The organism is Pseudomonas migulae (assembly GCF_043225285.1).
Lineage (GTDB): Bacteria > Pseudomonadota > Gammaproteobacteria > Pseudomonadales > Pseudomonadaceae > Aquipseudomonas > Aquipseudomonas migulae_C.
The window spans coordinates 1686053-1709363 of sequence record NZ_CP171224.1 but is presented as its reverse complement, the minus strand read 5'-3'; the positions used below and the strand labels follow the sequence as shown (position 1 = coordinate 1709363).

Below are 23311 nucleotides of genomic sequence, written 5' to 3'. Positions count from 1 at the left end.
TTTTCACGAGTTTCTGGAAATAATGCCGGCCCTCGACTGTTTGTCTGCGAGCCGGACTGGTACTGCGGATTACAAAAGCTTCAGCGCCAGATGGGCGCCAGCGCGCACGTACTCTATTTGCGCACTGATCGCGTCCTTCACGATGGCTTCTCCTGTATCGGTCAACTTGGCTTTTTTTGCATCGATGATGGACGTCTGGGTCAGTTGCATCACGACATCCACCGCTTTTTGAAGGGCGGTCATATTGTTGTGTGGGCCAAACTCACGAATGACAGCATCCATGCGACGGTCTGCCTCATCACGCAGATTTGTATATTCAACGACTGAAACCCTTCCGTCCTGGTAGGTTTCGTTAATCATGTTTTCCAGCGTTTTCGAAATTAAAGACATTGGCGTATTCATCCTTGGTCAGTGCTGTTTTGGCTTTAAAAGTGTGTGCGCTTTTAGAGTCTACGCAGTGAGTCAGGGAGTGGAGATAGGAACCAACGGGGATTCATGTCAGGCGTAGTCGAGCCTGTTCGTAGGACAAATCAGGGGCGGAGTGACGATCAGCTTAAATGGCAAGTCTTCGATTTTGTCTGGTATGAGTGGATTGCACCTGCTTCACAGCAGGCGCAATCAACTCCGCTTAAGGCATCACCGGCGCCGTATACGTCAGCGTCGTCCCCAACGCCCACAGCAGGAACAGCACCAGCGGCGTGTGCACCAGCAGTTGCACGAACGAGAAGCCGATCAAGTCCCGTGCCTTCAACCCCAGCACGCCCAGCAGCGGCAGCATATAGAACGGGTTGATCAGGTTCGGCAGGGCTTCGGCGGCGTTGTAGATCTGTACCGCCCAGCCCAGGTGGTAGTTGAGGTCGGTGGCCACTTGCATCACGTATGGCGCTTCGATGATCCACTTGCCGCCGCCCGACGGGATGAAGAACCCGAGGATCGCCGAGTACACGCCCATGAGCAGCGCGTAGGTGTCGTGGGACGCGATCTGTACGAAAAAGGTCGAGATGTGGTGGGCCAGGGTCTGCGCGTCAGTGCCTTTGACCGTGGTCATCAGCGCGGCGATCGAGCCGTACAGCGGGAACTGGATCAGCACGCCGGTGGTGGTCGGCACCGCGCGGGACACCGCATCGAGGAAACTGCGCGGACGCCAGTGCAGCAGGGCTCCGAGCATGATGAACAGGAAGTTGTAGGTGTTCAGCCCGGAAATCGCACTGATCGCCGGTTTGGTCGAGAACTCGTGGAACAGCCAGCCGGCGGCCAGCAAGACCAGCAAAATGATCAGCAGCGGACTGTGTTCCAGCCATTCGCCGGGGCGAGTGCGCGGTTGCAGCGGCGGCAGGTTGAAGCTCGGATCGATGCCGCAGGCTTTGGCATCACGGGCCGAATTCGGGCCGGGTGCGGTGGCGTAGGCAATGATCAGCGAGATGACGATCAGCGCCAGCAGCATCACGCCGGACTGCCAGAGAAAGATGGTTTGGGTGAACGGAATCACCCCGGTGATCGACAGAATCGACGGCGGCAGGCTGGCCGGGTTGGCCTGCAATTGCGCGGCGGACGACGACAGGCCCAGGGCCCACACGGCGCCAAGACCCAGGTAGGCGGCGGCACCGGCGGCGCGGTAATCCATTTTCAGGTCGGTACGGCGGGCGAGAGCGCGCACCAGCAAGCCGCCAAACACCAGCGACAGGCCCCAGTTCAACAACGACGCGACCATGGAAATCAGCGCCACCCACGCCACGGCGGAACGGCCGTTCTTGGGGATTCGCGCCAGGCGGTCGATCAGCTTCACGGCGGGCGGCGAACTGGCCACCACATAACCGCCGATCACCACGAACGCCATCTGCATGGTGAACGGAATCAGGCTCCAGAACCCGTCACCAAAGGCCATCGCGGCATCGGTGGGTTTGGCGCCCATGAACAGGGTGGCCACGGCGACGATAATCACCGCCAGTGCAGCAAACACCCAGGAATCGGGAAACCAGCGTTCGGCAAAGCTTGAGCAACGCAGGGCAAAGCGGGCGGAGCGGGTATCTTCGATATCAGCGGCCACGGGAGTACCTCGAATTTTTATGATTGTTGTGGTCTTCAGGGCTGCACAGGCCTGACGCCGTTTTTATTGTAGGAGCGGGCCTGCTCGCGATGGTCGTAAACGGTGACGCGTGTTTACTGGTTAAACGCGGCGTTCTCGAGTTCATCGCGAGCAGGCTCGCTCCTACAGTTTTTCAATTGGCATCGGCCAAGGAGGCCCGTCTGGACAGGCGCCAACAGTAAATCAATCGGTCACGTTTTGTGACGAAGTTTTACCCATACGGGACTATGGTCTAACGGGTTGTCCGCTGGCGCATTTGCGTAGACCATGTGCGCCTTGGCTTTTTGCCCATGCCAGAGTTCTTTTGATGACTGCCCAAAACGATTCGCGCCCGGCACCGTTCAGCCGTTCGGACTACAAGACCCTCGGCCTCGCGGCTCTCGGTGGCGCGCTGGAAATCTACGATTTCATCATCTTCGTGTTTTTCGCCCTGACCCTCAGCCAGCTGTTCTTTCCGCCGGAAATGCCTGAATGGCTGCGCCTGCTGCAAAGCTTCGGGATTTTCGTCACCGGTTATCTGGCGCGGCCGCTGGGCGGGATCCTGATGGCGCATTTCGCCGACCGGCTGGGGCGCAAGAAAGTCTTCAGCCTGAGCATTCTGATGATGGCGCTGCCGTGTCTGTTGATCGGCATCATGCCGACCTATGCCCAGATCGGTTATTTCGCACCGCTGCTGTTGTTGGCCCTGCGGATCCTGCAAGGCGCGGCGGTGGGCGGTGAAGTGCCGAGCGCCTGGGTGTTCGTCGCCGAGCACGCACCAATCGGGCATCGCGGTTACGCACTGGGTTTCCTGCAGGCGGGACTGACGTTCGGCTATCTGATCGGCGCGTTGACCGCGACCTTCCTGGCGCAGGCGTTCACCCCTTCGGAAATCCTCGATTTCGCCTGGCGTTACCCGTTCCTGCTGGGCGGTGTGTTTGGCGTGATTGGCGTCTGGTTGCGCCGCTGGCTCAGCGAAACCCCGGTGTTCATGGCCATGCAAGCCAAGCGTGATGCCGCCGTCGAACTGCCGCTGCGCACGGTCCTGCGTGAACATCGCCTGGCCATACTGCCGGCGATGATCCTCACCTGCGTGCTGACTTCCGCCGTGGTGGTGTTCGTGGTCATCACCCCGACCATGATGCAGAAAACCTTCGGCATGACCGCCAGCCACACCTTCGCCCTGAGCGCGTTGGGCATCGTGTTCCTGAACATCGGCTGCGTGCTGGCCGGTTTGCTGGTCGACCGCATTGGTGCCTGGCGCACGGTGATGTTGTACAGCCTGCTGCTGCCGCTGGGCATCGGCGTGCTCTACACCAGCCTGATCAACGGCGGTCAATGGATCGGTGTGGCGTACGCGCTTGCCGGCCTGAGTTGTGGCGTGGTGGGTGCTGTGCCGTCGGTGATGGTCAGTCTGTTTCCGGCGCGGATTCGGGTCTCGGGGATTTCCTTCACGTACAACATTGCCTACGCCGCGTGGGCGAGTATCACACCGCTGTTGCTGATCGGCCTGATGCCGTGGAGCCCTTGGATCTGTGTGATTTTCTGCGCGGTGATGGGCGCGGTGGGGGTGAGCAGCGCGCTGTATTTCGGCGCGCGCATGCCCCACGTCGGCAGCCACCGGGTGGCGCCCTGTGCGCAGTGACAGTCAGCGAGTCTCGGTGACTTTTTTCAGGAAGCGCGGTTGATCGGGATTGCGCCCGCGCAGCACCGCCAGTTGCGCGGCGATCAGGTAGAACCCCTGGATCATGGTCAACGGCTCCAGCAGCGCGTCGGCCGTCGGCACGCTGGGCAGCAGGTCTGCGCAAGGTGTGCCGCGCGGCGCGACCACCAATACCTTGGCGCCCCGTGCGCGCATGTCCGCTGCAAATGCCAATGAGCCCGCCTGTTCCGGCCCCGACGGCGCGAAGACCAGCACCGGGTAGTCCTTTTCGATGATCTCCATCGGACCATGGCGCACTTCGGCGCTGGAAAACGCTTCGGCCTGAATGCCGGAGGTCTCCTTGAGTTTGAGTGCCGCTTCCTGCGCGATCGGCAGGGCAGCGCCGCGACCGATGACGATCATCTTGTCGGCATCGACCAGCACCTTCAGGGCCGCCGACCAGTCTTCATGCACGGCCGCTTCCATCTGCCCCGGCAACTGCTGAAGCGCCGCCGCCAGATCGTTGCCCAGCCCCATCGCCTCCGAGAGCCGCGCCACGATTTGCGCACTGGCCATCAACATCGCCACATAGCTTTTGGTGGCGGCGACACTTTGTTCGAGGCCAGCGGGCAGCAGGATTTGCGCATCAGTCACGTCTGCCAGCGGCGAATCGGCCGTGTTGACCAGCGCGACGCTGCGGGCGCCGCGCTGTTTGAGGTAGCGCACGCTGTCGATCAGGTCCGGGCTTTTGCCCGATTGCGAAAACGCCGTCACCCAGCAGTTTTTCAGGCGCAGCGGCGGTTGTTGCAGGCTGACCAGGGACAAGGGAATCGACAGGCTCGGCACACCAATCCGGCTCATCATGGCGTAGCTGAAATACGCCGCCGCATGATCTGAACTGCCGCGAGCCACGGTCATTATCAATTCGGGCACCTCCTCGGCGAGCGTGCGCACCAGCGCGCGGATCGCCGAATCGTCGTCGAGCATGCGCTGCACGATGCTGGGGATGGACAGGGTTTCACTCAACATCAAGGACATACGAAGCACCTGAAAGTCGTCAGCCGCGAGGGCTGTCGGAAGCAGAAAGAGCATCGCCAGCGGCGATCAGTTGTTCGGCAATGACACTCAGCCCGGCGGCTTCCATGGCCATGCTCAGTGCCCCCCACAACGGCGCGTCGTGGGTGAAGCGGGCGGCGATGATCGGAGGCGGGAACGGCACCACCCGTTTAATCAGGTGTTCGATGACGGGCGCGAGGGTCGAGGCCTGACGAAACATCCCGCCGCCGATGGCGATGCGTCCGACGTCCAGCGCCACCGCCAGGTTGGCGACTTGCACGGCGCAGGCGGCAATCCGCAATTCCAGGGCCTCGCGCACCGCGCAGTCGGCGCTGGAAAACAGATCCAGCGCCTGATGCCCCACGCCAAGCATTTCCACCGCCAGCTGGCTCAAGGCGTTGCCGGAAAACAACTCCTCCAGCGGTGCCCCACCGTCCGCGTAAGTGCGCCATTGTTCCGGTCGCGTCGGGTCGAGAAACGGTGACAGCAGGTACCCGATTTCCATCGCGGCGCCGTTATGCCCGCGCATCAATTTGCCGTTGGCAATCGCAGCGGCGGCCAGGCCCGTGCCGAGGTTCAGGTAGATCGCGTTATCGATCCCGACCAGCGACCCCCAACGCGCCTCGGCCAGGGCGCCGGCCTTGACATCGTTGTCGAGCATCACCGCCTCGGTGCCCAGCCCCTCGGCCAGCAAACCGCGCAGATCGAGGCCCTCGAACCCCGGCGTATTGGGCGCCATCAACAGTGTCGAGCCGCGCACCACGCCGGGAAACACCGCCGCCACGGCCAACAACGGCAGATCGCTGGAGGTGGCCATCAATTCCCCGGCCGCCGCCATGATCCGCTCCAGCGCCGACACGCCAAGCAACCCCGGCGCGTGGGTGGCCAGCTTCTGCGTGGTCAGCCGAGCGCTGGCGGTGTCGTAGCAAGCGATCTGCGTCTTGGTACCGCCGACATCGATCGCCAGCAACAAGCCGTGACGGGGAAGGTTTGATTCGAACAACGTGTGCATCGCATCGATCACTTATTAAAAGGCCAGAGCTTCTGGACGCGGGCCCAGATCAGGAACGCAACACCACCGGCTGCGACCCAGACCAGCGACCACTGAATCGGATAGGCGCCCGGCGCGTTGTGGTTGGAGGCCATGTAAATGTAGATCCAGCCGAGCAGGGCGATCACCGCCGGCACCGGGTAGAGCCACATTTTGTAAGGCCGCGCGATGTGCGGTTTGGTTTTGCGCAGCACGAACAGCGAGATGATCTGCGCCACCGACTGCACGAGGATCATCACCGTGGTCAGCAGTTGAATCAGCGTGGTCAGGTCGGTCAAACGGCCGATCATGAAACCCACCGAGGTCAGCACGCCCATGCTCAAGATGCCGTAGGTCGGGAACTGATGCTTGGGGTGAGTCTTGCTGAAGGCGCTGAAGAACACCTTGTCGTTCGCCGCTTCGAACGGCACTCGCGAACCGCCCAGCAGGCCGGCGAACACCGAGGCCACAGCGGTGATCAGGATCAGCACGGTGACGATGCCCGCCGCGGTGTTGCCCCAGGTTTCGCTGAGGACCACCGAAGCCACGGACTTGTAGGCCGCGGAATTCGGGTCGAGCATGCGATGCCAGTCGACCACGCCCAGCACGCCCACCTGCATCAACAGGTAGATGGCGAGGATGCCGACGATCGACAGGATGATCGATTTCGGAATCACCTTGCCCGGTTGCTCGACTTCGCCGGCCAGGTACGCCGAGGTGTTGTAGCCCAGGTAGTCGTAGATGCCGATGGTCAAACCGCCGGCCAGGCCGAACCAGAAACCGCTGCTGCCGAGGTCGAACGCGCCTTCGGGGAAGGTGAACGCGAGGTCGGCGTGGAAGTGGCTGAAGGCGGCTGCGATCAACGCACCGATGCTCACCAGCATGATCACCCACAACACAATGCTCAATTTGGCGATGGACTCGATCTTGCGCCACAGCAGGCCGACGATCATCCAGATCAACGCCACGCCGATCAGGTTGCCGGTGGTCTGGCTCATGTCCGGCCAGAACCAGGTCAGGTACTGCACGAAACCGATGATGCCGGTGGACATGATCAGCGGGATAAACAGCATCGCCGTCCATACGAACAGAAACGGCAACAGCTTGCCGGTGCGTTTGCCGAACGCTTCACGCAGGTAAACGTAGGTCCCGCCAGCGCCCGGCAGCGAAGCACCGAGCTCGGCCCAGACCAGGCCGTCGCACAACGCCAGCAACGCGCCGAGAATCCAGCCGAGGTAAGCCTGCGGGCCGCCCATGATGACGATCATGGTGGGAATGGTGATGAACGGACCGACGCCGCACATCTGACTCATGTTCAGGGTGGTGGCGGGAAACAGACCGATTTTGCGGCGGATGCCGGACGTGCCCTGCCCGGTGGGTAGCGATTTACTCATGGAGAACGACCTCTTGTTCGAATCACAGAAGAGAGAGGGCAGATGGCAAAGATGCCAGCGAACGGCTTCTATCGATTCGGTTTTTGTTGTTATGGGGTGCGTAACAGGACGGCTGTCGAGCGGCGTCCAGGTGCGTAGAAAACCATAAGCTTTGTATTAATTCAACTTGATTTAATTAATCGTCAGCACCGATCATCCAGGCATGAAAAATCCTCAGAACCAACGCACGGTCACCACCGGCACCAACGCCGAACACGCCCGCCTGCACAATCGCCGGGTCATTCTGGAAGCCATTCGCCAGGCCGGTCGCCTGACGCGTGCCGACCTCACGCGGCTGACCTCACTGACAGCGCAGACGGTGTCGAACATCGTCGGCGAGCTGTCGGACGAAGGTGTGTTGCTGGTGCATGCGGCGGAGAAGGGCGGACGTGGCCAGCCGCCGGTGCCGTTGTCGATCAACCCGGAGGGCGGTTATTCGATTGGCTTCCACGTCGAGCAACACCGGGTCATCGGCGTGTTGCTCGACTTGCTGGGCGTGACCCAGGCGCAGGTCACGCTGACGGTCAGTTACCCGACCTTCGAGCAGGCCTTGCCGCTGATTCTGCAGACCGTCGACACCTTTCGGCAGCAGCGGCCGACGGGGCGTTTTCTCGGGGTGGGCATTGCGTTGCCGGGGCCGTTCAGCGTCGAAGGCATGACCGCCGTCGGGCCGACTGCGATGTCCGGCTGGGAGGAACCGAGCATCCCTGAGCGCTTGCAACAGGCGTTGGGCTTGCCGGTGCTGATCGAAAACGATGCCACCGCCGCGAGCATGGGCGAGCGCTTGTATGGCATTGCCAGCGACCTGCACAACTTCGTGCACCTGTTCATCGGCAGCGGACTCGGCGCAGGGCTGTACCTGGGTAACCGGCTGTATTCCGGGCATTGGCACAACGCCGGGGAAATCGGTCACATGACAGTGATTCCTGGCGGCAAGCCGTGTTACTGCGGAAACGAAGGCTGCCTGGAGCGTTACATTTCCATCGCCGCGTTGCTCGAACACCTGGGGCAACCCGACGACCAGGACCTGACGAGCTGGGATCTGAACGACCCATCGCTGCTCGACGCTGTGGACGCATGGCTTGAAGAAGCGGTCCCGGCGTTGCGTCAGGCGATCAACATCCTGGAGTCGGTGCTCGATCCGCAGACCATCCTCATCAGCGGCTTTTTGCCGGAGCCGATTCTCGCGCGCCTGATCGCCCGCCTCGAACCACTGAGCCGCTCCATCAGCAGCCGCGCCGATCGCCAATACCCGCGTATTCAGATGGGCACGGCGGGCCAGGATGCGGTGGCGCTGGGTGCCGCTGCGTTGATGATTCTGGCGGAAATCAGTCCGGACTATGAGGCGTTGCTCAAGCCTGAATGATCCGACCTTGCGCATATTGCACTAGGCTTTAAGCCTGCTTAACGGAAGCGTCCTACGCTAAAAGTCGATTCGACTGACTTCGCTGTTGCTTCGATCCACGCAATGTCCCCTGTCTTGAAATAGACACAAGGATATGTGGATGTTCAGCCCTTTCACGTCAGTCATTTCGGCGGGTCGCCCATGACCCATCCCGCCAACCTCGCGGCCGCCGCCGCTTCCAAAACCGCCATCGGCTCCCCGGGTGCCTGTCCCTTACGCAAATCCCACGTGCAGTTATTGCCGTTGCGCTACGGCCTGGTGGAAAAACCTCTCGACCCGAGCGCCTCCCTGACACTGCCCTACGCCCTGACTGCCCGCCCGCTGGGCATCCGTTTGCTGCGCGAGGGCTGGTTGTACGTCATCGACAGCGCCAGCGGCGAACTGCATGAGTACCAGGTACGCGACGGCCTGGTCAGTGCCCTGCTGCACAAGGGCAAAACCGTCGACACCGATCAGCGCACGCCCATCGAGGAGCGGCCGGCGCTGGTGTTTTCACGGCGCAGCACGCTGTATGTGAATTTCGCGGAAGTGCAATGGACGGCGGCCAAATGCGCCCAAGTGCTTGACCGTCGCGAGGAGCGCGAGCACTTCATGCAGGTCGTCGAGCTGGGACCGGTGGATTGTGAAAACGGGGGCGCGCATTTGCTCACGGTCGCGCAGGGCCAGCAGTGGCTGGCGGAGGTGGCCAGCGGTGCGGCGGGACAGTCTCAGCCTGATGCCGTTTCGTTGCCGACCGTGCAGGTCAGCGACGCCCCCGAGCATGAACGTGAACCCTATGTGTGGGAACAACCGCGGCGCTTTCGCGAGGCGCACATCGGCGAGTTGCTGGGGCGGGTGCGCGGGCCTTATCAGGACGACACGCTGTTTCTGGTGGTACAGGATGACCTCGGCGTGCTGCGTGATCTGGCCGAATATCAGGACACCGTGGTCGGCTGGGTCGATGAATGGATCAACACCGGCACCCACGAACGGGACTACCTGCTGGCCTGTTACATCGAGTCCCTGAGCCGGCTCAGCGCCGCAGACATCGGCCAGTTGGCCAAGGCGGACCACACGCCGGCGGTGCAGGCGTTGTTCGCCGATCTGGAGCAACTGCCCGAGCCGGATCGCGAATACACCCGCCAGGCCTTGCTGGATTACCTGAACAAGGGCGGCAAGGTCGAGCCTTCGGGCGTGCCGGCGCCTCCAGAGCTCGAGCAACTGCGCAAGGCCGCCCATGCCGAAGCGTTCGAATTCGCCCGCTACCAAGGCGCCACCCCCGACTTCACCGCGCACCGCCGCGCCAGTGATGAGGCGGACCGGCGTTATTACACTCGCGAGCATTTTGAGGGGACGCCTGACGCGTTCGTCGAACGTCACCTGGAGACCGTGATCAAACTCGGCCACGAGCACAACCAACGCATCATCGCGGTGCTCGAAGGCTCCAGTTTCAGTGGCAAGCGCGGGGTCAATGACCTGATCGACCGCCCGGCCATGGACGCGGCGCTGGATCGGCATCGTGACGACCTCAGCCGCTGGAACCGCATGCTCGATCACCTCACCGCCGACCGCACGATGCTGGTGGCGACCGGTCGCTTCCACCGCTCGGCCTGGTATTACGACGCGCAGGATCAACAGCAACTGCACCAGGCCTTCGCCGCGGAATACGCCTGCCTCAAGGACATCTGTCGCAGCGACCACGCCAGCGAGATTCTGCTCGGCTATCTGGAAAAACACCCGGAACTGACCCGGCCGCTGTTCTACACCTTGCCCCTGCGCCTGCAACCGGAGAAAACCGCGCAATACGCCACGCTGTTCAACGCCGGCCTGGGCGTGTTCAACAACCTGCCGCACTGGCTGGCCGAGCTGAAGAATATCGAACAGCCGGGGCTGCCGGCGCTGGATGACTTGCCCGACCCCACCCGCGCCGTGGCCGACGCCGTCCAGCACAGCCTGAGCCCCGCGCTGAACCTCGGCCTGAGCCGGGCGCTGGAAGGCTTCGACCTGACCGGCGAGAAAATCCCCGACCTCGACGAACTGTTCCGGCAACTGCCCAAGGCGCTGTCGGGACGCCTCCTCGACGCCGCAAAAACCACCGGCGTGACCTTCACCGTCGCCAGCCCGGCGGAACACGCGGCGCTGCAAACCACCCTCAAGGAACTGCTGCGCGAACGCGACTACCTGAACACCCTGACCCGCGAACGCAACCAGCTGACCCACAACAAAAACCGCCAGGGCCACAAGACGCCGCGGGCGGTGGAGTTGCAGGGCGAGATCGTGCGGGTGCGCGGGCAATTGACCCAGCTTGAAGGACGCCTGGCCGGGGCGCTGAGCCCGATTGCCGAACTGCCGGATCAGTCGGTGCGGCTGTACGGCGCCACGCCGGCCCGGGCGGGCGTGACGGCGGTGTTTCCGCCAGCGCAGCAGCTGGAGGTGCGGAGTTTGCTGAAGGACATCCGGATTGGTGTGAGTTCGGTGCCGAATGGGCAGTTGATCAGGAGCGAGGGGATGGGGTTGTTGGTGTTTTTGGTGCAGGGGGTGAATTTGGTGGCGGTTATCAAAGAGCTCACCGGGCAATCTAAAAACAAACGAATCTGGATGCCAGTTTTCAATGCAGCGATGGCTACTGGGGCCGCAGGATTTACTGCTGCGCAAAGTCTGGCGGATACGGCTTTAAAGGCGCGTAGCGCGGAACTCGTGGCCGGACTTCAACACCGTGCGTTGCAGAATGTGCACGTGGGGATAGGGAAGATACATGTTGGCCTAGGTCTTTTTACTTACGGTTTTGGTCTGGTTGCTTCAATGTCCAGCCTCAACTCCCAACAGCAGAAATGGCAGCAGGCGACGCGGACCGGAGATCGCGCCGAACAGAGTAGCGCCACGTTGGCGACACTGGGCGCGGGTGGTATGACGGCCGTTAATGCCTATGGTTTAAAGCATACGGCTCACGCCACCTTCAAAGTATTGACGGCACGAGGTGCCACCGCCAGAACGGCTGCCTGGGCCGCAGCGGGAACAAGACTATCCACCGTGTTCTTCCGCTTTAATCTGGCCGGCGCCTTATTCACCGTACTGGAGTTAGGGGGGACCTGGCTCTATAACCGCTACAACCTCAGTGCCCACGACAAATGGTTGAACACCACACCCTGGAGCCTGGATGACGATCATCGCGGTAACCACACCCTGGATGAATATCGGCGTTATCTGGACTACCTGATCAACGCGCCGTATGCGCAACTGGGCCCGAACGAACATGACTCATGGCTGAAAAATCTGCTGCTGAAAGCCAAGCCCAGCGACATTCATCTGGTCCTGCCCAAGTTCAATCTCAGTGACTTCCAACCGCCTCTCGGCGGTAAACCCTCTCACCGATTGGGTGTCGGTGCCCGGCGCCTTTCCGTGCCCCTTCACAGCCGAGGTGTGCCACAAGAACGCAAGGAAGTGATCAGCGATGAGGTAGTGGCGAGTCTGCGTCTCGTGCAAGCAGCCCCGGATCGGCTGGTGCTGTGCCTGCGCTACCCACTGAATCCGGACGCCGAGTTTACCCCTGCATCTGAAACGCTGGAGCTGGCAGTCTGCATTGAGACCCTGACCGCAAAGGGGATCTGGGAGCCACGGACTCAAGTCATTCGGATCAACCCTCGCAGTACAGGGCGTTTCCCGGTACTGCCGCCTCAATCCGTCAGCGAGTATCCGCCGCTTTTTCTGGTTGAAACCCATTTCCTGGAGATGGCCGACCATGCCCACCAAGAGTGATGCCCCAATGACTGACATGGCTCCAGTGCAATCCCGCAATGCCGGTGATATCGAGCCGTTCCCGAGCGGCAAGATTACTTATCTCGCGCCGTTGCCCTTGCCGACCGCCATGCCGCCGCATGGTCCTCAGATCGGGGAGATGAATGATGTGTACATGGACTTCGGATTGGGGTCACCGGAAGTATTTTCATGGCAAGCCATTCTAGGTGGACCATTCAGTGTTGCCTTTTCGGTTGCATTCTTAACCCCCCTATTTATCGGTTTTATGTTCTTCGTTTTCGGGATGAGCTGGGACGATGTTGCTCATGCAATACACGGGGTTTTCAATGTGGCTTATGGACCTGCCGCTCAAGGGGGCGTTTTAATGTTGCTCATCGGCCTAGCCGTCTGGCACCACAACCACAAAAAACGCCTCAGCATCATCCCCACCCGCTTCAACCGCCAACGTCGCGAAGTCTGCTTCATGCCCGAGAACGCCACCGAACCCGTCTTCGTCCCCTGGGAATCCCTCTCCGCCTGGGTCATCGAAGCCCAGGGCGCCACCCAATACGGCATCCACCGCCAGTACGGCATGGGCATCGGTTTCCAGCACGGCGAAACCCTGACCAGCCTCGAATTCCCCTGCTTCGGCCTGTCCATTGCCATCAGCCACTGGGAAGCGATCCGCGGCTACATGGAGTATGAAATCCACGACCTCAAATCCATCCAGGACCTGCAAGACCTGCAAGGCCCCGACGACCCGCCCCACGAAGGCTTGCACACCTTCCGCAACGCTCGCGCGCGGCTGCACCGGGAAATCCGCGACGGCCAGCGCAATTGGCTTTCGGGGTTTTTCTGGTACCTGTTCCACGTCATGACCTTGTGGACGATTCCCAACCATCTGGTCGAATGGGAAATCCGCCGCCTGCAGAAAACCGGCCCGCAAGCCATGCCCTCCGTCATGCGCGAATGGTCCGAGCCGTTGCCGAAAGAACACTGGGCCAAACCGAGCGAACAGCTGGTGCGCATGAGTGCACAGGTTCGTGCCTTGCATAAACGTCAGCCACGACGGCCTATAACCGAGATATTTGCTGATGTGCAGCGACTGGGCTCGACGGAAAAACGCAATGTATGAATAGGGTGCAGGAGCTCACTGGCAGAGGGGTCGTTCAAGTCGGCCAACTATTTTTGTAGGACAACTTTGAAATGCTCTTCAGAAAACACCCCGAAGGCCGATGGCTAGGCTGTATGCCGCTTTCTATCTCTGCTCATCGGTGCTTTCCCATGTTCAACAAACGCTTGAAGCAAGAGTTGTCGGCTCTTCGCGAAGAACTCTCCAGCCTTCAGCAAGTGAAGGAAAGTCTGGAAAGCGAGATGCTGGTCCTGACCCTTTTTCCCGATGGGCGGATTCAATCGGCCAATCAGAACTTCATCAGCGAGATGCTCTACAAGAGCCACGACCTGATCGATCGTCCTATCGAAGACCTCGTGCCGCCGCACGTGAAGTCCGATGAATTCCATCAGCGTTTCAAGAACTCGCTTTCCCGTGGCGAGCACTTTGCCGGTGCGGTGCGCCTGCTGCGTGGTGATGGCCAGGAAGCTTGGTTGCGTTCGATTGTGCAGCCGGTGCGCTCCGCGGACGGGCGGATCAGGCATTTTTCGATTTACTCCAGCGATCTGACACGCACCATCGAAGCGTCCCGTGAGCACGAGAACCTGATCGGTGCACTGGTGCGCTCGACGGCGGTGATCGAGTTCGACCTCAATGGCAACGTGTTGTCAGCCAACGACCGCTTTCTCAACGGCATGGGTTACAGCCTCGCGCAGATCAAGGGCAAGCATCACCGTCAGTTCTGTGAAGCGCAGGAACACACCAGCTCCGAGTATCAGGATTTCTGGCGCCGCCTGAATGCCGGTGAGTTCGTGGCCGGGCGCTTCAAGCGCGTCGACAGCCACGGCCGTACCGTCTGGCTGGAGGCGTCCTACAACCCGGTGGTCGATGCCAACAACAAGCTCTACAAAGTGGTGAAATTCGCCACGGTGATCACCGATCAGGTCAATCAGGAGCAGGCCGTTGCCGAAGCGGCGAACATCGCCTATGGCACCTCGCAGCAGACCGATCAGAGCGCCCAGCGCGGTACGGCTGTGGTGACTCAGGCGGTGAACGTGATGCGCGACCTGGCCAAGCACATGCAAACCGCGGGCGACGGCATCGAGGCGTTGAACGAACAATCGCTGGTGATCGGCACCATCGTCAAAACCATCAGCGGCATCGCCGAACAGACCAACCTGCTGGCGCTCAACGCGGCCATCGAAGCGGCTCGAGCCGGGGAGCAGGGGCGCGGTTTTGCGGTAGTGGCGGACGAGGTCCGGCAGCTGGCGTCACGAACCAGCCAGGCCACCGATGAAATTGTCCTGGTGGTGCGGCAGAACCAGGACATGGCGCGTAACGCGGTGTCCCTGATGACGGACGGCAAACTCCAGGCCGAACAAGGGCTGGCGCTGGCGGCCGAGGCGGGCACGGTGATCGTCGAGATTCAAGATGGCGCGCAGAAGGTGGTGAATGCGGTCGGACAGTTCGCCAATCAATTGTCGACTTGATCACTGACGACCGGGCGGATATCGCTACAATCGGCCTCTTTTCCCTGGAGCAGATGCCCATGAGCGCTTCCCATCGCCGCCCGGTTCCTTTGTCCAAGGCCTATCGCCTGCTCAATCATGGGCCGACCGTGCTGGTCAGCGCCGCCCATGACGGGCAGCGCAACATCATGGCGGCGGCCTGGGCCATGCCGCTGGATTTCGAACCGCCGAAAATCGCCGTGGTGCTCGACAAGTCCACCTGGACCCGGCAACTGCTGGAAGCGTCGGGCACGTTCGTGTTGAACGTACCCTGCGCCGCCCAGGCCGATATCGCACAAACCGTTGGTTCGACCTCGGGCCTGGAACTGACCCAAAGCCAGGGCCGGGACAAGTTCCAGACCTATGACTTGCAGACCTTCAGCGGCGAGCTGATCGACGCGCCGATGCTCGAAGGTTGCGTGGCCTGGCTGGAATGCCGGTTGCTGCCGGAGCCGAACAACCATCAACAGTACGACCTGTTCCTGGCCGAAGTGATTGCGGCCCAGGCGGACGAACGCGTGTTCAGCGACGGTCGCTGGCACTTCGAGGGGCACGATGCATTGCGCACCTTGCACCACGTGGCGGGTGGGCATTTCCTGACCATCGGTGATCCGGTGGACGGCAAAACCTTGCAGCCGTAAGGCTCACACCCAAATGTCATTCTCGGCCGTACGCTCGCCGCCCTTGTCCCCGGTGTTCAACACGCCCCGGGGTTCGATCAGCAGGAGTTTCACCTCCTGCGCGGCGAACGGTTTGTGCTCGATGCCCTTGGGCACCACATACATTTCGCCGGCGTTCACCAGCACGTGACCGTCGCGAAAATCGATGCGCAACTGGCCTTCCAGGACGATGAAGGCTTCGTCGGTATCGAGGTGGTCGTGCCAGATGAAATCCCCCAGCAACTTCACCACCTTGAACTGGTAGTCGTTCATTTCAGCGATGACCCGAGGTGACCAGTGCGGGTCGATGCGGGCTATTTTTTCGGCGAAGTTCAGGCTTTCGTAAGCGTTCATGAAGCAGCTCTCATGGTTGATCGTGAAACCACGATAACCAGCACTGCGGTGTGCTTCTTGTACGATTGTGCGTGGCTCAGCGGCGGTGCATTTTCATCCAGCGCGCTGGCGACAGGCCGTAGGTTTTGCTGAACTGGCGGGTCATGTGGCTCTGGTCGGTGAAGCCGGCGATCAGTGCGGCGCTGACCAGCGACTGGCCCTGAATCAGCAGCGAGCGGACCAGGTCCAGGCGTCGCATGGTCAGGTAGCGATAAGGGCTGGTGCCGAACAACAGTCGAAAATCCCGCGACAGGCTCCAGCGATCCCGACCACTGTGGTGCGCCAGTTCTTCCAGGGTCACGGTGCGATCCAGGGCGCTGTGCATATATTCCCGCGCGCGCTCGGCGGCCACGTAGTCAAAGGCGTGACGTTTGGCGGTCGCTCCGCTCACGCTGTTCAGGGCGTGCGCCAGATCGAACAGAGCGTCCTGTTCCTCCAGCAGTTCGAGCGGGCAATCAAGACTGCGCAGCAGCACTTCGGTGGCGGCGAACAGGCGTGGGTCGGTCGACAACCCGTTCCTGATGAACGGCAGCGGCTGGCCGCCGAGCATCTGCTGAATCAGCGCCGGCTCGATGTACATCATCCGGTACTGGAAACCGCTCTCTGTGCCGGCCTCGCCATCGTGGACCTCGTCCGGGTGCAGCACGATCGTTCCGCCGGGCAGACTGTGGCGCTGAGTGCCGCGGTACTGGAAGCTCTGCACGCCGGCCAGGGTATGCCCGATGGCATAGGTGTCGTGACGGTGCAGGTCGTAGCCATGACCGGCAAAAAACGCCTCGAAGCGCTGCAGCCCGCCGACATCGGGTGCGCGATGGAACCAGTCGTTGCGAGGCGGATACCGGGTCATGGTGATTGTCGTCTTGATCTCGATGCCGGACACGTTAACCCAGTGCTTGATCGTCTGTCTGCAAGCCGATGAAAGGCCTCGGGCGAGTAGAAAATCGAGGGCAAATGTTGCACTGTGTTGCACATTCTCTGTAGCCAAGAAGGCGACCCTGATCATGGAAACCTACCACCTGAGCTACGCCGCACCCTTGCTGTCGCTGGCGTTGTTGTGGACGGTCGCGGTGGTGACGCCGGGCCCGAATTTTTTCAACATTGCGCAGTTGGCCGCCAGTCAGTCCAAACGCCATGGCGTAGTGGCCGCGTTGGGCGTGGCGACCGGTACGATCCTGTGGGGGCTGGCGGGCGGGTTGGGCATCAAGTCGCTGTTCAGCGCGGCGCCGACGCTTTACCTGAGTTTCAAGATTGCCGGTGGCTGCTACCTGATCTATCTGGGCTTGAAACAGTTCAAGCGAAAAACGCCGGTTGTGGCAGGCGAGAGCGGCCCGGTTGACGGGGCAGGGCGCACGCTGTTGTCGGTGTACGGCCAGGGCTTTCTCGGCAACATGACCAACCCGAAATCCGCACTGTTCGTCGCCACCATCTTCGCCACGGCGATGCCCGCGTCGGTGCCACCGACGTTGCTGGCGCTGGCCGTGTTGACCATGGCCAGCCTGTCCTTCAGTTGGTATAGCGGCGTCGCGCTGCTGTTTTCCAGTCGTCGAATGGCACGGGCTTACGAGCGTTCGCGTAAATGGCTGGATCGCTTTGCCGGCAGTTGCTACCTGCTGTTCGGTGCGCATCTGGTGGCCAATCGTTGAGGAATTCTGAATGAGCAAACTGCGGGTAGGCATTATTTTTGGCGGCCGTTCGGCTGAACACGAAGTGTCGCTGCAATCGGCGAAAAACATCGTCGATGCGCTGGATCGGTCGCGCTTCGACCCGGTGCTGGTCGGTATCGACAAGCAAGGTCACTGGCACCTCAACGATCCGTCGAATTTTCTGTTGAATCAGGAAAACCCGGCGTTGATCGCCCTCAACCAGTCCAACCGCGAGCTGGCGGTGGTGCCGGGCAAGGCCAGTCAGCAACTGGTGGAAACATCGGGGCAGGAACTGCTCGGCCACGTCGATGTGATCTTCCCGATCGTCCACGGCACCCTCGGTGAAGACGGGTGCCTGCAAGGGTTGTTGCGCATGGCCGATCTGCCGTTTGTCGGCTCCGATGTGCTCGGCTCCGCCGTGTGCATGGACAAGGACATCAGCAAGCGCTTGCTGCGTGATGCCGGGATTGCGGTGACGCCGTTCGTGACCCTGACCCGCGCCACGGCGGCGCGTACCGGGTTCGCCGAAGTACAGGGCAAGCTTGGCCTGCCATTGTTCGTCAAACCGGCGAACCAGGGCTCCTCAGTGGGCGTGAGCAAGGCCAGCGACGAGGCTGAATACCGGGCAGCTGTTGAGCTGGCCCTGGGTTTCGATGAAAAGGTGCTGGTCGAGTCCGCCGTCAGCGGCCGTGAAATCGAATGCGCGGTGCTCGGCAACGAAGACGCCATCGCCAGTGGTTGTGGCGAAATCGTGGTACGCAGCGGGTTCTATTCCTACGACAGCAAGTACATCGACGCACAGGCCGCTGAGGTGGTGGTGCCGGCGGATATCAGCACTGAAGCCAGCGAGCGCATTCGTGCCCTGGCCGTCGAGGCGTTTCAGGTACTGGGTTGCTCCGGGCTGGCGCGGGTCGACGTGTTCCTGACCGAGAGCGGCGAAGTGTTGATCAACGAGATCAACTCGCTGCCCGGTTTCACCCGCATCAGCATGTACCCCAAGTTATGGCAGGCAGCCGGCATGACCTACAGCGAGCTGGTCAGCCGACTGATCGAACTGGCGCTGGAGAAGCACCAAGCGCGGCAGGCGCTGAAGATTTCTCGTTAGGTTTCAATTGACGACCGCTATGAGGTGGCGAACTACAAATGCTTCAGAGTGGTGCTGAAATCCGGGATTGAAGCGTGGGTGCATGTGAGCGTGTAGTTGCGCAACACTAGTTGACGATCAACTCTGCTTCACAGGTTTGATCAGGCTTTCGGCAGGGATGCCGAATAGATCATGAAGTTTCCAGATCATGGGAAGCGTCAATGCACGCTTGCCATTGAGTACTTCATAGACTCGGTTTGTCCGGCCTATAGCAGGCGCAAGGTCTGCGGCGGATAGACCAGATTGCTCCATGCGAAATTTTATTGCATCGATGGGGTTGGGTAGGTCGACAGGAAACTGCTTCGATTCGTACGCTTCAATCAGCGTAATCATGATATCGAAGTAATCGCCCTCCGGGGTACCAGGCTCGGGTTCGTTGTCGAACAGCGCTGAAACGCTCTTCAGGGCTGCACGATAGTCCTCGTCGGTGTGAATTGGACGAATATCCATGGGTTACTCCATTTCGACCGTATCTGCGTCGATTACGTCGTACTGTTTGTGGGTGCCGACAAATTTTATGTACACAGCCCCGAAGCGATAAGCCACAGCAACTACCAGCCGAAAGTCATTGCCCTTGATGTTGAAAACGACTCTGCGGCTTTTGAGAATGCTGGCGGTCGCAAAGTGAGCCTTTATGTCTGCTGACGTTTTCCATTCTGCGATTCTTGCCTCGTCAATCCAGGCCAGGAACGCTTGTTCCGAGCCCGGGTGTTTCTCCCAAAACCTTTTTAGCTGGCTAATAGCGATGATTCTCATAGCACGATCCTAGTCCCGTGTTGGGACTTATGCAAGTCTGAGGAGATTGTGGGGGCGCGAGTTCAATTTCTTCAATCAGCTCTCGCTGACAGCGTTTTTGGTGGAGCAAGCCTGACAGATGTCGGGAAAGCCGGGCTTCAAACTCTATCCAAAAAGCAGTTTTTTGCGGGTAGGAAAAAGCTATGGATGCTGAAAGATCTAGGCGGCTTTTCAATAAAAAAGGCTCACCTCTCGGTAAGCCTTTTCCGTGTCTTGTAGGACTCAATCCCCCAGCGCTTCCCCCTCACGCCGCGGATCCGCCCCTCCCGCCAGCGAAGCCTTTCCCTGCGCATCCTTGACTCGAACAATCGCCTGGGTCCCGCTGGTCATGTCGATCTCGTTCACGCTGTGCCCTTTGTCCTTCAACGCCTGGATCAATTCGGCGCTGAACTGCCCCTGTTCCAGCTCGGTCGGGCCGTTGCGGCTGCCGAAGTTGGGGAGGTTGATGGCGGTTTGCGGGTCGAGGTTCCAGTCGAGCAGGCCGATGGTGGCTTTGGCCACGTATTCGATGATTTGCGAGCCGCCGGGAGAACCGACGGTGGCGAGGAAATCGCCGCTCTCGCGATCGAAGATCAGGGTGGGCGCCATGGATGAGCGCGGGCGTTTGCCCGGTTCGACGCGGTTGGCGACTTTCTGTCCGTTTTCTTCCGGGATGAATGAGAAGTCGGTCAGCTGGTTGTTGAGCAGAAAGCCCTGGACCATCAAGTGCGAGCCGAAGGCCGACTCGACCGTGGTGGTCATCGATACCGCGCCGCCGAGGTCATCGACCGCCACCACTTGCGAGGTGGAAATGCGCAGCGGCGAGCGGTCCGGCGCATAGGCAACCTGGATGCCCGGCGGTGTACCGGGTTTCGCCGTGCCCATGCTGCGATCGCCGATCAGGGCGGCGCGACTGGCCAGGTAGGTCGGGTCGACGAGGCCTTTGACCGGCACGGGCACGAAGTCGCTGTCGGCGACGTATTGCGCGCGGTCGGCGTAGGCGAGGCGCTCGGCTTCGCTGATCAGGTGCACGGCCTGCGGGAGCGGCTCAATGCCGGCGGGTTTTGCACTCTTGACCGGTTTCAGTGGCGCCAGGGCGTAACGCGGGTCGCGGGTTTCCAGCGCCTGCAAAGTGCCGAGGATCTGCGCCACCGCGATGCCGCCCGATGACGGCGGCGGCATGCCGCATACCTGCCAGCGTTTGTAATCGGTGCACAGCGGCGCGCGCTCTTTGGCGGTGTAGCCGTTGAGGTCGCTCAGCGACAGGCTGCCGGGGTTGGCGTGGCCCTGAACCTTGGCGACGATTTCCTGGGCGATGGCGCCGGTGTACAGCGCGTCGGGACCTTCCTTGGCGATGCGTTTGAACACCGCGGCCAGTGCCGGATTTTTCAGCAGAGTACCTGCGGCTTTCGGGCTGCCGTCGGCGTTCATGAAGTACGCCATCATGTCTGGCGAACGTCGTATGGACGAATCCGCAGCGATCAACTTGTGCAGGCGTGGCGAGATGGGGAAACCTTCTTCCGCGAGGCTGATCGCCGGTTCAAACAGCTGCGCCCATGGCAACCGGCCGTGTTGCTGATGAGCCAGTTCCAGTGCCCGCAACACGCCGGGCGTGCCCACCGAACGACCGCCGATCTGCGCCTGGGTAAACCCCATTGGCGTGCCGTCGGCTTGCAGGAACAGTTTCTCGGTGGCGCCGGCCGGCGCCGTTTCGCGACCGTCGTAAGTGCGCACGGCCTTGCCGTCCCACAACACGATCAGCGCACCACCACCGATGCCCGATGATTGCGGCTCGACCAGCGTCAGCACCGCTTGCATGGCAATGGCGGCATCGATCGCCGAACCGCCCTGACGCAACATTGCCCGTCCGGCTTCGGCCGCGAGTGGATTCGCGGCGGCGGCCATATGTTTTGCGGCGTGCCGGGTTTGCAGGTCGGTGCGATAACCCGAGGCGGCTTCCGGCGCGAACGGCAATTTGGACGTGGGCGGAGCGTTACACGCCGCGAGGGTCAAGGCGCCGGCAATCAGCGAAAGAGCTGACAGGCGATAGCGATTCAAGCGAAGGGCTGAGAACACGCGGGGCACTCCGTCCGTGGGAAAGGATCAAGGGACTTTATCGGCGGACAGCAAGTGACGCAAACCGTCGGGCGTTTTTGTCCTTCATCCAGTGAGGGATTTTCTGTAGGGTCGTGAGGAACAGACAGGCCTGAACATCAACAAGAGGCAGACATGCAGACCGACTTTCCCGCGCAGCCCGGCTATGGCTCCCTGCGCGAACAGTTTCTGGCCGCCGCGAATGCCGTCGGCGCCACATTGACCGAGTACCCGCACCCGCTCAAAGGGCCGTTTGGCGAAGCATTGAGCACCGATGTGGCGGTGCTCGGTGATCCACGCGCCAAACGCCTGCTGATCGCGCTGAGCGGCACTCACGGGGTCGAGGGCTTCTATGGCTCGGGATGCCAGGTCAAATGGATGCAGGAGTTGGGCAAGCGCTCGCTGCCGGCCGATGTCGCGGTGGTGTTCGTCCACCTGATCAATCCCTGGGGCACGGCGTGGCTGCGTCGGGTCAACGAAGACAACATCGATCTGAACCGCAATCACCTGAATTTCGACCGTGCGTTGCCGGACAACCGTGCCTACGACGGGCTGCATGAAATCTATGCCTGTACCGAATTGCGAGGCCCCGGGCGGGATCGCGCCGATGCGCTGCTCGACGCGCAGATCCGCGAACACGGCTGGCCGGCGGTGATGTCGATTGTCGAGGGCGGTCAGCACCGTCATCCCGACGGCCTGTTCTACGGCGGGCGGGCACCGAGCTGGTCGAACCGAACGTTGCACCAGATCCTGCAGAAGCACGTTGCCCATGCCGAGGCGGCGATGTGTTTCGACTTGCACACCGGTGCCGGGGAATACGGTCATCCGATGTTACTGACCATCACCGAGTCGGCCTATCCGGCGCTGCCGGAGGCGCAGGCCATCTACGGGCCGTGGCTCTACACGCTGCTGACCGGTGCCGATACGCTGAGTGAAACCGGCGTGGCAGCGACTGCCACTGGCTATACCTCGCAAGCGCTGATCGATGCGCTGCCGCGGGTGCGACTGATGCCTTTCGTGATCGAATGCGGGACTTATCCGGGCGCCGAGGTGCATCGCCATCTGCGTGACGACCATTGGCTGCATTTGCATGGCAATCCAAGTGATGCGGTGGGGCGCGAGATCAAACTGAATCTGCTGGAGCAGTTCTATCCTGCCGACAGTGACTGGCAGGCGATGGTCTGGTTGCGCACGTGGCAGATCTGGGAGCGGGGATTGTCGGCGTTGGCGTCGATGCGTTTCTGACGGGGGGCGTGGCCGGGTGGGGATTTTGCGGTGTTTGTCAGGCCGCTATCGCCAGCAAGCCGGCTCCTACAGGTTTTGTGTTTGCCGAAGAATTTACGTACGACACATGACTTTGTGGGAGCTGGCTTGCCAGCGATGACGGTCTTTCATTCGATGCAAGGCTTGAGGTCCTCATCGCCGGCAAGCCGGCTCCTACAGGTTCTGCGTTGGGCAAAGCAGCCGTGTACTTTTCTGTGGGCATAAAAAAACGGCCTACCTTTCGGTAAGCCGTTTTTAGTACTTGGTGGCTACACAGGGACTTGAACCCCGGACCCCAGCATTATGAATGCTATGCTCTAACCAACTGAGCTATGTAGCCAAGTGGCGCGCATTATTCGCGGGAAACGAATATGCGT

19 protein-coding genes, 1 tRNA gene and 1 pseudogene are annotated in these 23311 nt (G+C 61.0%); 10 read left to right on the top strand and 11 right to left on the bottom strand.

The genetic code is table 11. From position 1 onward, the window contains the following. Positions 1-69: 69 nt before the first annotated feature. Both ACF6ZU_RS07910 and ACF6ZU_RS07905 read right to left on the bottom strand, forming a co-directional pair. Complete coding sequence (locus ACF6ZU_RS07910; protein ID WP_392891342.1) at positions 70-390, bottom strand: hypothetical protein; 321 nt, start codon at positions 388-390, stop codon at positions 70-72. Positions 391-628: 238 nt separating this feature from the next. Next, complete coding sequence (locus ACF6ZU_RS07905) at positions 629-2047, bottom strand: short-chain fatty acid transporter (protein WP_392891341.1); 1419 nt, start codon at positions 2045-2047, stop codon at positions 629-631. 346 nt (positions 2048-2393) lie between these two features. On the opposite strand from ACF6ZU_RS07905, the gene ACF6ZU_RS07900 reads away from it, so the two are divergent. Beyond that, complete coding sequence (locus tag ACF6ZU_RS07900) at positions 2394-3710, top strand: MFS transporter (RefSeq protein ID WP_392891340.1); 1317 nt, start codon at positions 2394-2396, stop codon at positions 3708-3710. Positions 3711-3713: 3 nt separating this feature from the next. On the opposite strand, the gene ACF6ZU_RS07895 is transcribed toward ACF6ZU_RS07900, so the two are convergent. From ACF6ZU_RS07895 to ACF6ZU_RS07885, 3 genes are read right to left on the bottom strand one after another with little or no spacing between them, the layout of a single operon-like run. Further along, positions 3714-4745 (bottom strand): SIS domain-containing protein, encoded by a 1032-nt coding sequence (locus tag ACF6ZU_RS07895; RefSeq protein ID WP_392891338.1) that lies wholly within the window; start codon positions 4743-4745, stop codon positions 3714-3716. Positions 4746-4764: 19 nt separating this feature from the next. Next, positions 4765-5775 (bottom strand): ROK family protein, encoded by a 1011-nt coding sequence (locus ACF6ZU_RS07890; RefSeq protein ID WP_392891336.1) that lies wholly within the window; start codon positions 5773-5775, stop codon positions 4765-4767. An 8-nt stretch (positions 5776-5783) separates the two neighbouring features. Continuing rightward, the gene (locus ACF6ZU_RS07885) at positions 5784-7187 is read right to left on the bottom strand and encodes an APC family permease (protein WP_392891334.1); all 1404 of its coding nucleotides are present in this window, start codon (positions 7185-7187) and stop codon (positions 5784-5786) included. Between the two features lie 202 nt (positions 7188-7389). Here ACF6ZU_RS07885 and ACF6ZU_RS07880 point away from each other — a divergent pair, with 202 nt between their 5' ends. The 6 genes and pseudogenes from ACF6ZU_RS07880 (at position 7390) to ACF6ZU_RS07855 (ending at position 15605) form a co-directional block, all read left to right on the top strand. Continuing rightward, entirely contained in the window at positions 7390-8592 is a 1203-nt protein-coding gene (locus ACF6ZU_RS07880) for an ROK family protein (RefSeq protein WP_392891332.1), read from the top strand. A 180-nt stretch (positions 8593-8772) separates the two neighbouring features. Continuing rightward, positions 8773-12366 carry a toxin VasX gene (locus ACF6ZU_RS07875; protein ID WP_392891330.1) on the top strand — a complete coding sequence of 1198 codons (3594 nt, stop codon included), beginning with the start codon at positions 8773-8775 and terminating at the stop codon, positions 12364-12366. A 364-nt stretch (positions 12367-12730) separates the two neighbouring features. Further along, complete coding sequence (locus tag ACF6ZU_RS07870; protein WP_392891329.1) at positions 12731-13480, top strand: hypothetical protein; 750 nt, start codon at positions 12731-12733, stop codon at positions 13478-13480. 71 nt (positions 13481-13551) lie between these two features. Then, a pseudogene (locus ACF6ZU_RS07865) lies at positions 13552-14358 on the top strand (PAS domain-containing protein); the annotation flags it as partial. Next, positions 14338-14946, top strand: coding sequence for a methyl-accepting chemotaxis protein (locus ACF6ZU_RS07860; RefSeq protein ID WP_392893743.1), 609 nt, complete (start codon positions 14338-14340; stop codon positions 14944-14946). The pseudogene ACF6ZU_RS07865 and the gene ACF6ZU_RS07860, both read left to right, overlap by 21 nt. A gap of 59 nt (positions 14947-15005) precedes the next feature. After that, entirely contained in the window at positions 15006-15605 is a 600-nt protein-coding gene (locus ACF6ZU_RS07855) for a flavin reductase family protein (protein WP_392891327.1), read from the top strand. A 3-nt stretch (positions 15606-15608) separates the two neighbouring features. On the opposite strand, the gene ACF6ZU_RS07850 is transcribed toward ACF6ZU_RS07855, so the two are convergent. Together ACF6ZU_RS07850 and ACF6ZU_RS07845 are read right to left on the bottom strand one after the other, a co-directional pair. After that, the gene (locus tag ACF6ZU_RS07850; protein WP_392891325.1) at positions 15609-15977 is read right to left on the bottom strand and encodes a cupin domain-containing protein; all 369 of its coding nucleotides are present in this window, start codon (positions 15975-15977) and stop codon (positions 15609-15611) included. 76 nt (positions 15978-16053) lie between these two features. Then, entirely contained in the window at positions 16054-16863 is an 810-nt protein-coding gene (locus tag ACF6ZU_RS07845) for an AraC family transcriptional regulator (RefSeq protein ID WP_392891323.1), read from the bottom strand. Positions 16864-17017: 154 nt separating this feature from the next. Between ACF6ZU_RS07845 and ACF6ZU_RS07840 the strand changes: the two genes are divergently transcribed. Both ACF6ZU_RS07840 and ddlA read left to right on the top strand, forming a co-directional pair. Next, positions 17018-17659 (top strand): LysE family translocator, encoded by a 642-nt coding sequence (locus ACF6ZU_RS07840; RefSeq protein WP_392891321.1) that lies wholly within the window; start codon positions 17018-17020, stop codon positions 17657-17659. Between the two features lie 10 nt (positions 17660-17669). After that, positions 17670-18764 (top strand): D-alanine--D-alanine ligase, encoded by a 1095-nt coding sequence (gene ddlA, locus ACF6ZU_RS07835; protein WP_392891319.1) that lies wholly within the window; start codon positions 17670-17672, stop codon positions 18762-18764. A gap of 117 nt (positions 18765-18881) precedes the next feature. On the opposite strand, the gene ACF6ZU_RS07830 is transcribed toward ddlA, so the two are convergent. The 3 genes from ACF6ZU_RS07830 to ggt all read right to left on the bottom strand — a co-directional run bounded on the left by ACF6ZU_RS07830 (position 18882) and on the right by ggt (position 21653). Continuing rightward, entirely contained in the window at positions 18882-19253 is a 372-nt protein-coding gene (locus ACF6ZU_RS07830; RefSeq protein WP_392891317.1) for a type II toxin-antitoxin system HigA family antitoxin, read from the bottom strand. A 3-nt stretch (positions 19254-19256) separates the two neighbouring features. Then, entirely contained in the window at positions 19257-19559 is a 303-nt protein-coding gene (locus tag ACF6ZU_RS07825) for a type II toxin-antitoxin system HigB family toxin (RefSeq protein WP_392891315.1), read from the bottom strand. A gap of 261 nt (positions 19560-19820) precedes the next feature. Continuing rightward, the gene (ggt, locus tag ACF6ZU_RS07820; protein ID WP_392891314.1) at positions 19821-21653 is read right to left on the bottom strand and encodes a gamma-glutamyltransferase; all 1833 of its coding nucleotides are present in this window, start codon (positions 21651-21653) and stop codon (positions 19821-19823) included. A 153-nt stretch (positions 21654-21806) separates the two neighbouring features. Here ggt and ACF6ZU_RS07815 point away from each other — a divergent pair, with 153 nt between their 5' ends. Further along, positions 21807-22916, top strand: coding sequence for a DUF2817 domain-containing protein (locus ACF6ZU_RS07815; protein ID WP_392891312.1), 1110 nt, complete (start codon positions 21807-21809; stop codon positions 22914-22916). A 281-nt stretch (positions 22917-23197) separates the two neighbouring features. Here ACF6ZU_RS07815 and ACF6ZU_RS07810 read toward each other — a convergent pair. Beyond that, positions 23198-23274, bottom strand: a tRNA-Met gene (locus tag ACF6ZU_RS07810). Positions 23275-23311: the final 37 nt, after the last annotated feature.

What these genes read in the sequence shown, in the direction of transcription:
- ACF6ZU_RS07815 (WP_392891312.1), top strand. Translation starts at nt 21,807, where the DNA reads ATGCAGACCGACTTTCCCGCGCAGCCCGGCTATGGCTCCCTGCGCGAA.
- ACF6ZU_RS07870 (WP_392891329.1), top strand. Translation starts at nt 12,731, where the DNA reads ATGTTGCTCATCGGCCTAGCCGTCTGGCACCACAACCACAAAAAACGC.
- ACF6ZU_RS07850 (WP_392891325.1), bottom strand. Translation starts at nt 15,977, where the DNA reads ATGAACGCTTACGAAAGCCTGAACTTCGCCGAAAAAATAGCCCGCATC.
- ACF6ZU_RS07855 (WP_392891327.1), top strand. Translation starts at nt 15,006, where the DNA reads ATGAGCGCTTCCCATCGCCGCCCGGTTCCTTTGTCCAAGGCCTATCGC.
- ACF6ZU_RS07885 (WP_392891334.1), bottom strand. Translation starts at nt 7,187, where the DNA reads ATGAGTAAATCGCTACCCACCGGGCAGGGCACGTCCGGCATCCGCCGC.
- ACF6ZU_RS07825 (WP_392891315.1), bottom strand. Translation starts at nt 19,559, where the DNA reads ATGAGAATCATCGCTATTAGCCAGCTAAAAAGGTTTTGGGAGAAACAC.
- ACF6ZU_RS07900 (WP_392891340.1), top strand. Translation starts at nt 2,394, where the DNA reads ATGACTGCCCAAAACGATTCGCGCCCGGCACCGTTCAGCCGTTCGGAC.
- ACF6ZU_RS07840 (WP_392891321.1), top strand. Translation starts at nt 17,018, where the DNA reads ATGGAAACCTACCACCTGAGCTACGCCGCACCCTTGCTGTCGCTGGCG.
- ACF6ZU_RS07890 (WP_392891336.1), bottom strand. Translation starts at nt 5,775, where the DNA reads ATGCACACGTTGTTCGAATCAAACCTTCCCCGTCACGGCTTGTTGCTG.
- ACF6ZU_RS07875 (WP_392891330.1), top strand. Translation starts at nt 8,773, where the DNA reads ATGACCCATCCCGCCAACCTCGCGGCCGCCGCCGCTTCCAAAACCGCC.
- ACF6ZU_RS07895 (WP_392891338.1), bottom strand. Translation starts at nt 4,745, where the DNA reads ATGTCCTTGATGTTGAGTGAAACCCTGTCCATCCCCAGCATCGTGCAG.
- ddlA (WP_392891319.1), top strand. Translation starts at nt 17,670, where the DNA reads ATGAGCAAACTGCGGGTAGGCATTATTTTTGGCGGCCGTTCGGCTGAA.
- ACF6ZU_RS07845 (WP_392891323.1), bottom strand. Translation starts at nt 16,863, where the DNA reads ATGACCCGGTATCCGCCTCGCAACGACTGGTTCCATCGCGCACCCGAT.
- ACF6ZU_RS07910 (WP_392891342.1), bottom strand. Translation starts at nt 390, where the DNA reads ATGTCTTTAATTTCGAAAACGCTGGAAAACATGATTAACGAAACCTAC.
- ACF6ZU_RS07880 (WP_392891332.1), top strand. Translation starts at nt 7,390, where the DNA reads ATGAAAAATCCTCAGAACCAACGCACGGTCACCACCGGCACCAACGCC.
- ACF6ZU_RS07830 (WP_392891317.1), bottom strand. Translation starts at nt 19,253, where the DNA reads ATGGATATTCGTCCAATTCACACCGACGAGGACTATCGTGCAGCCCTG.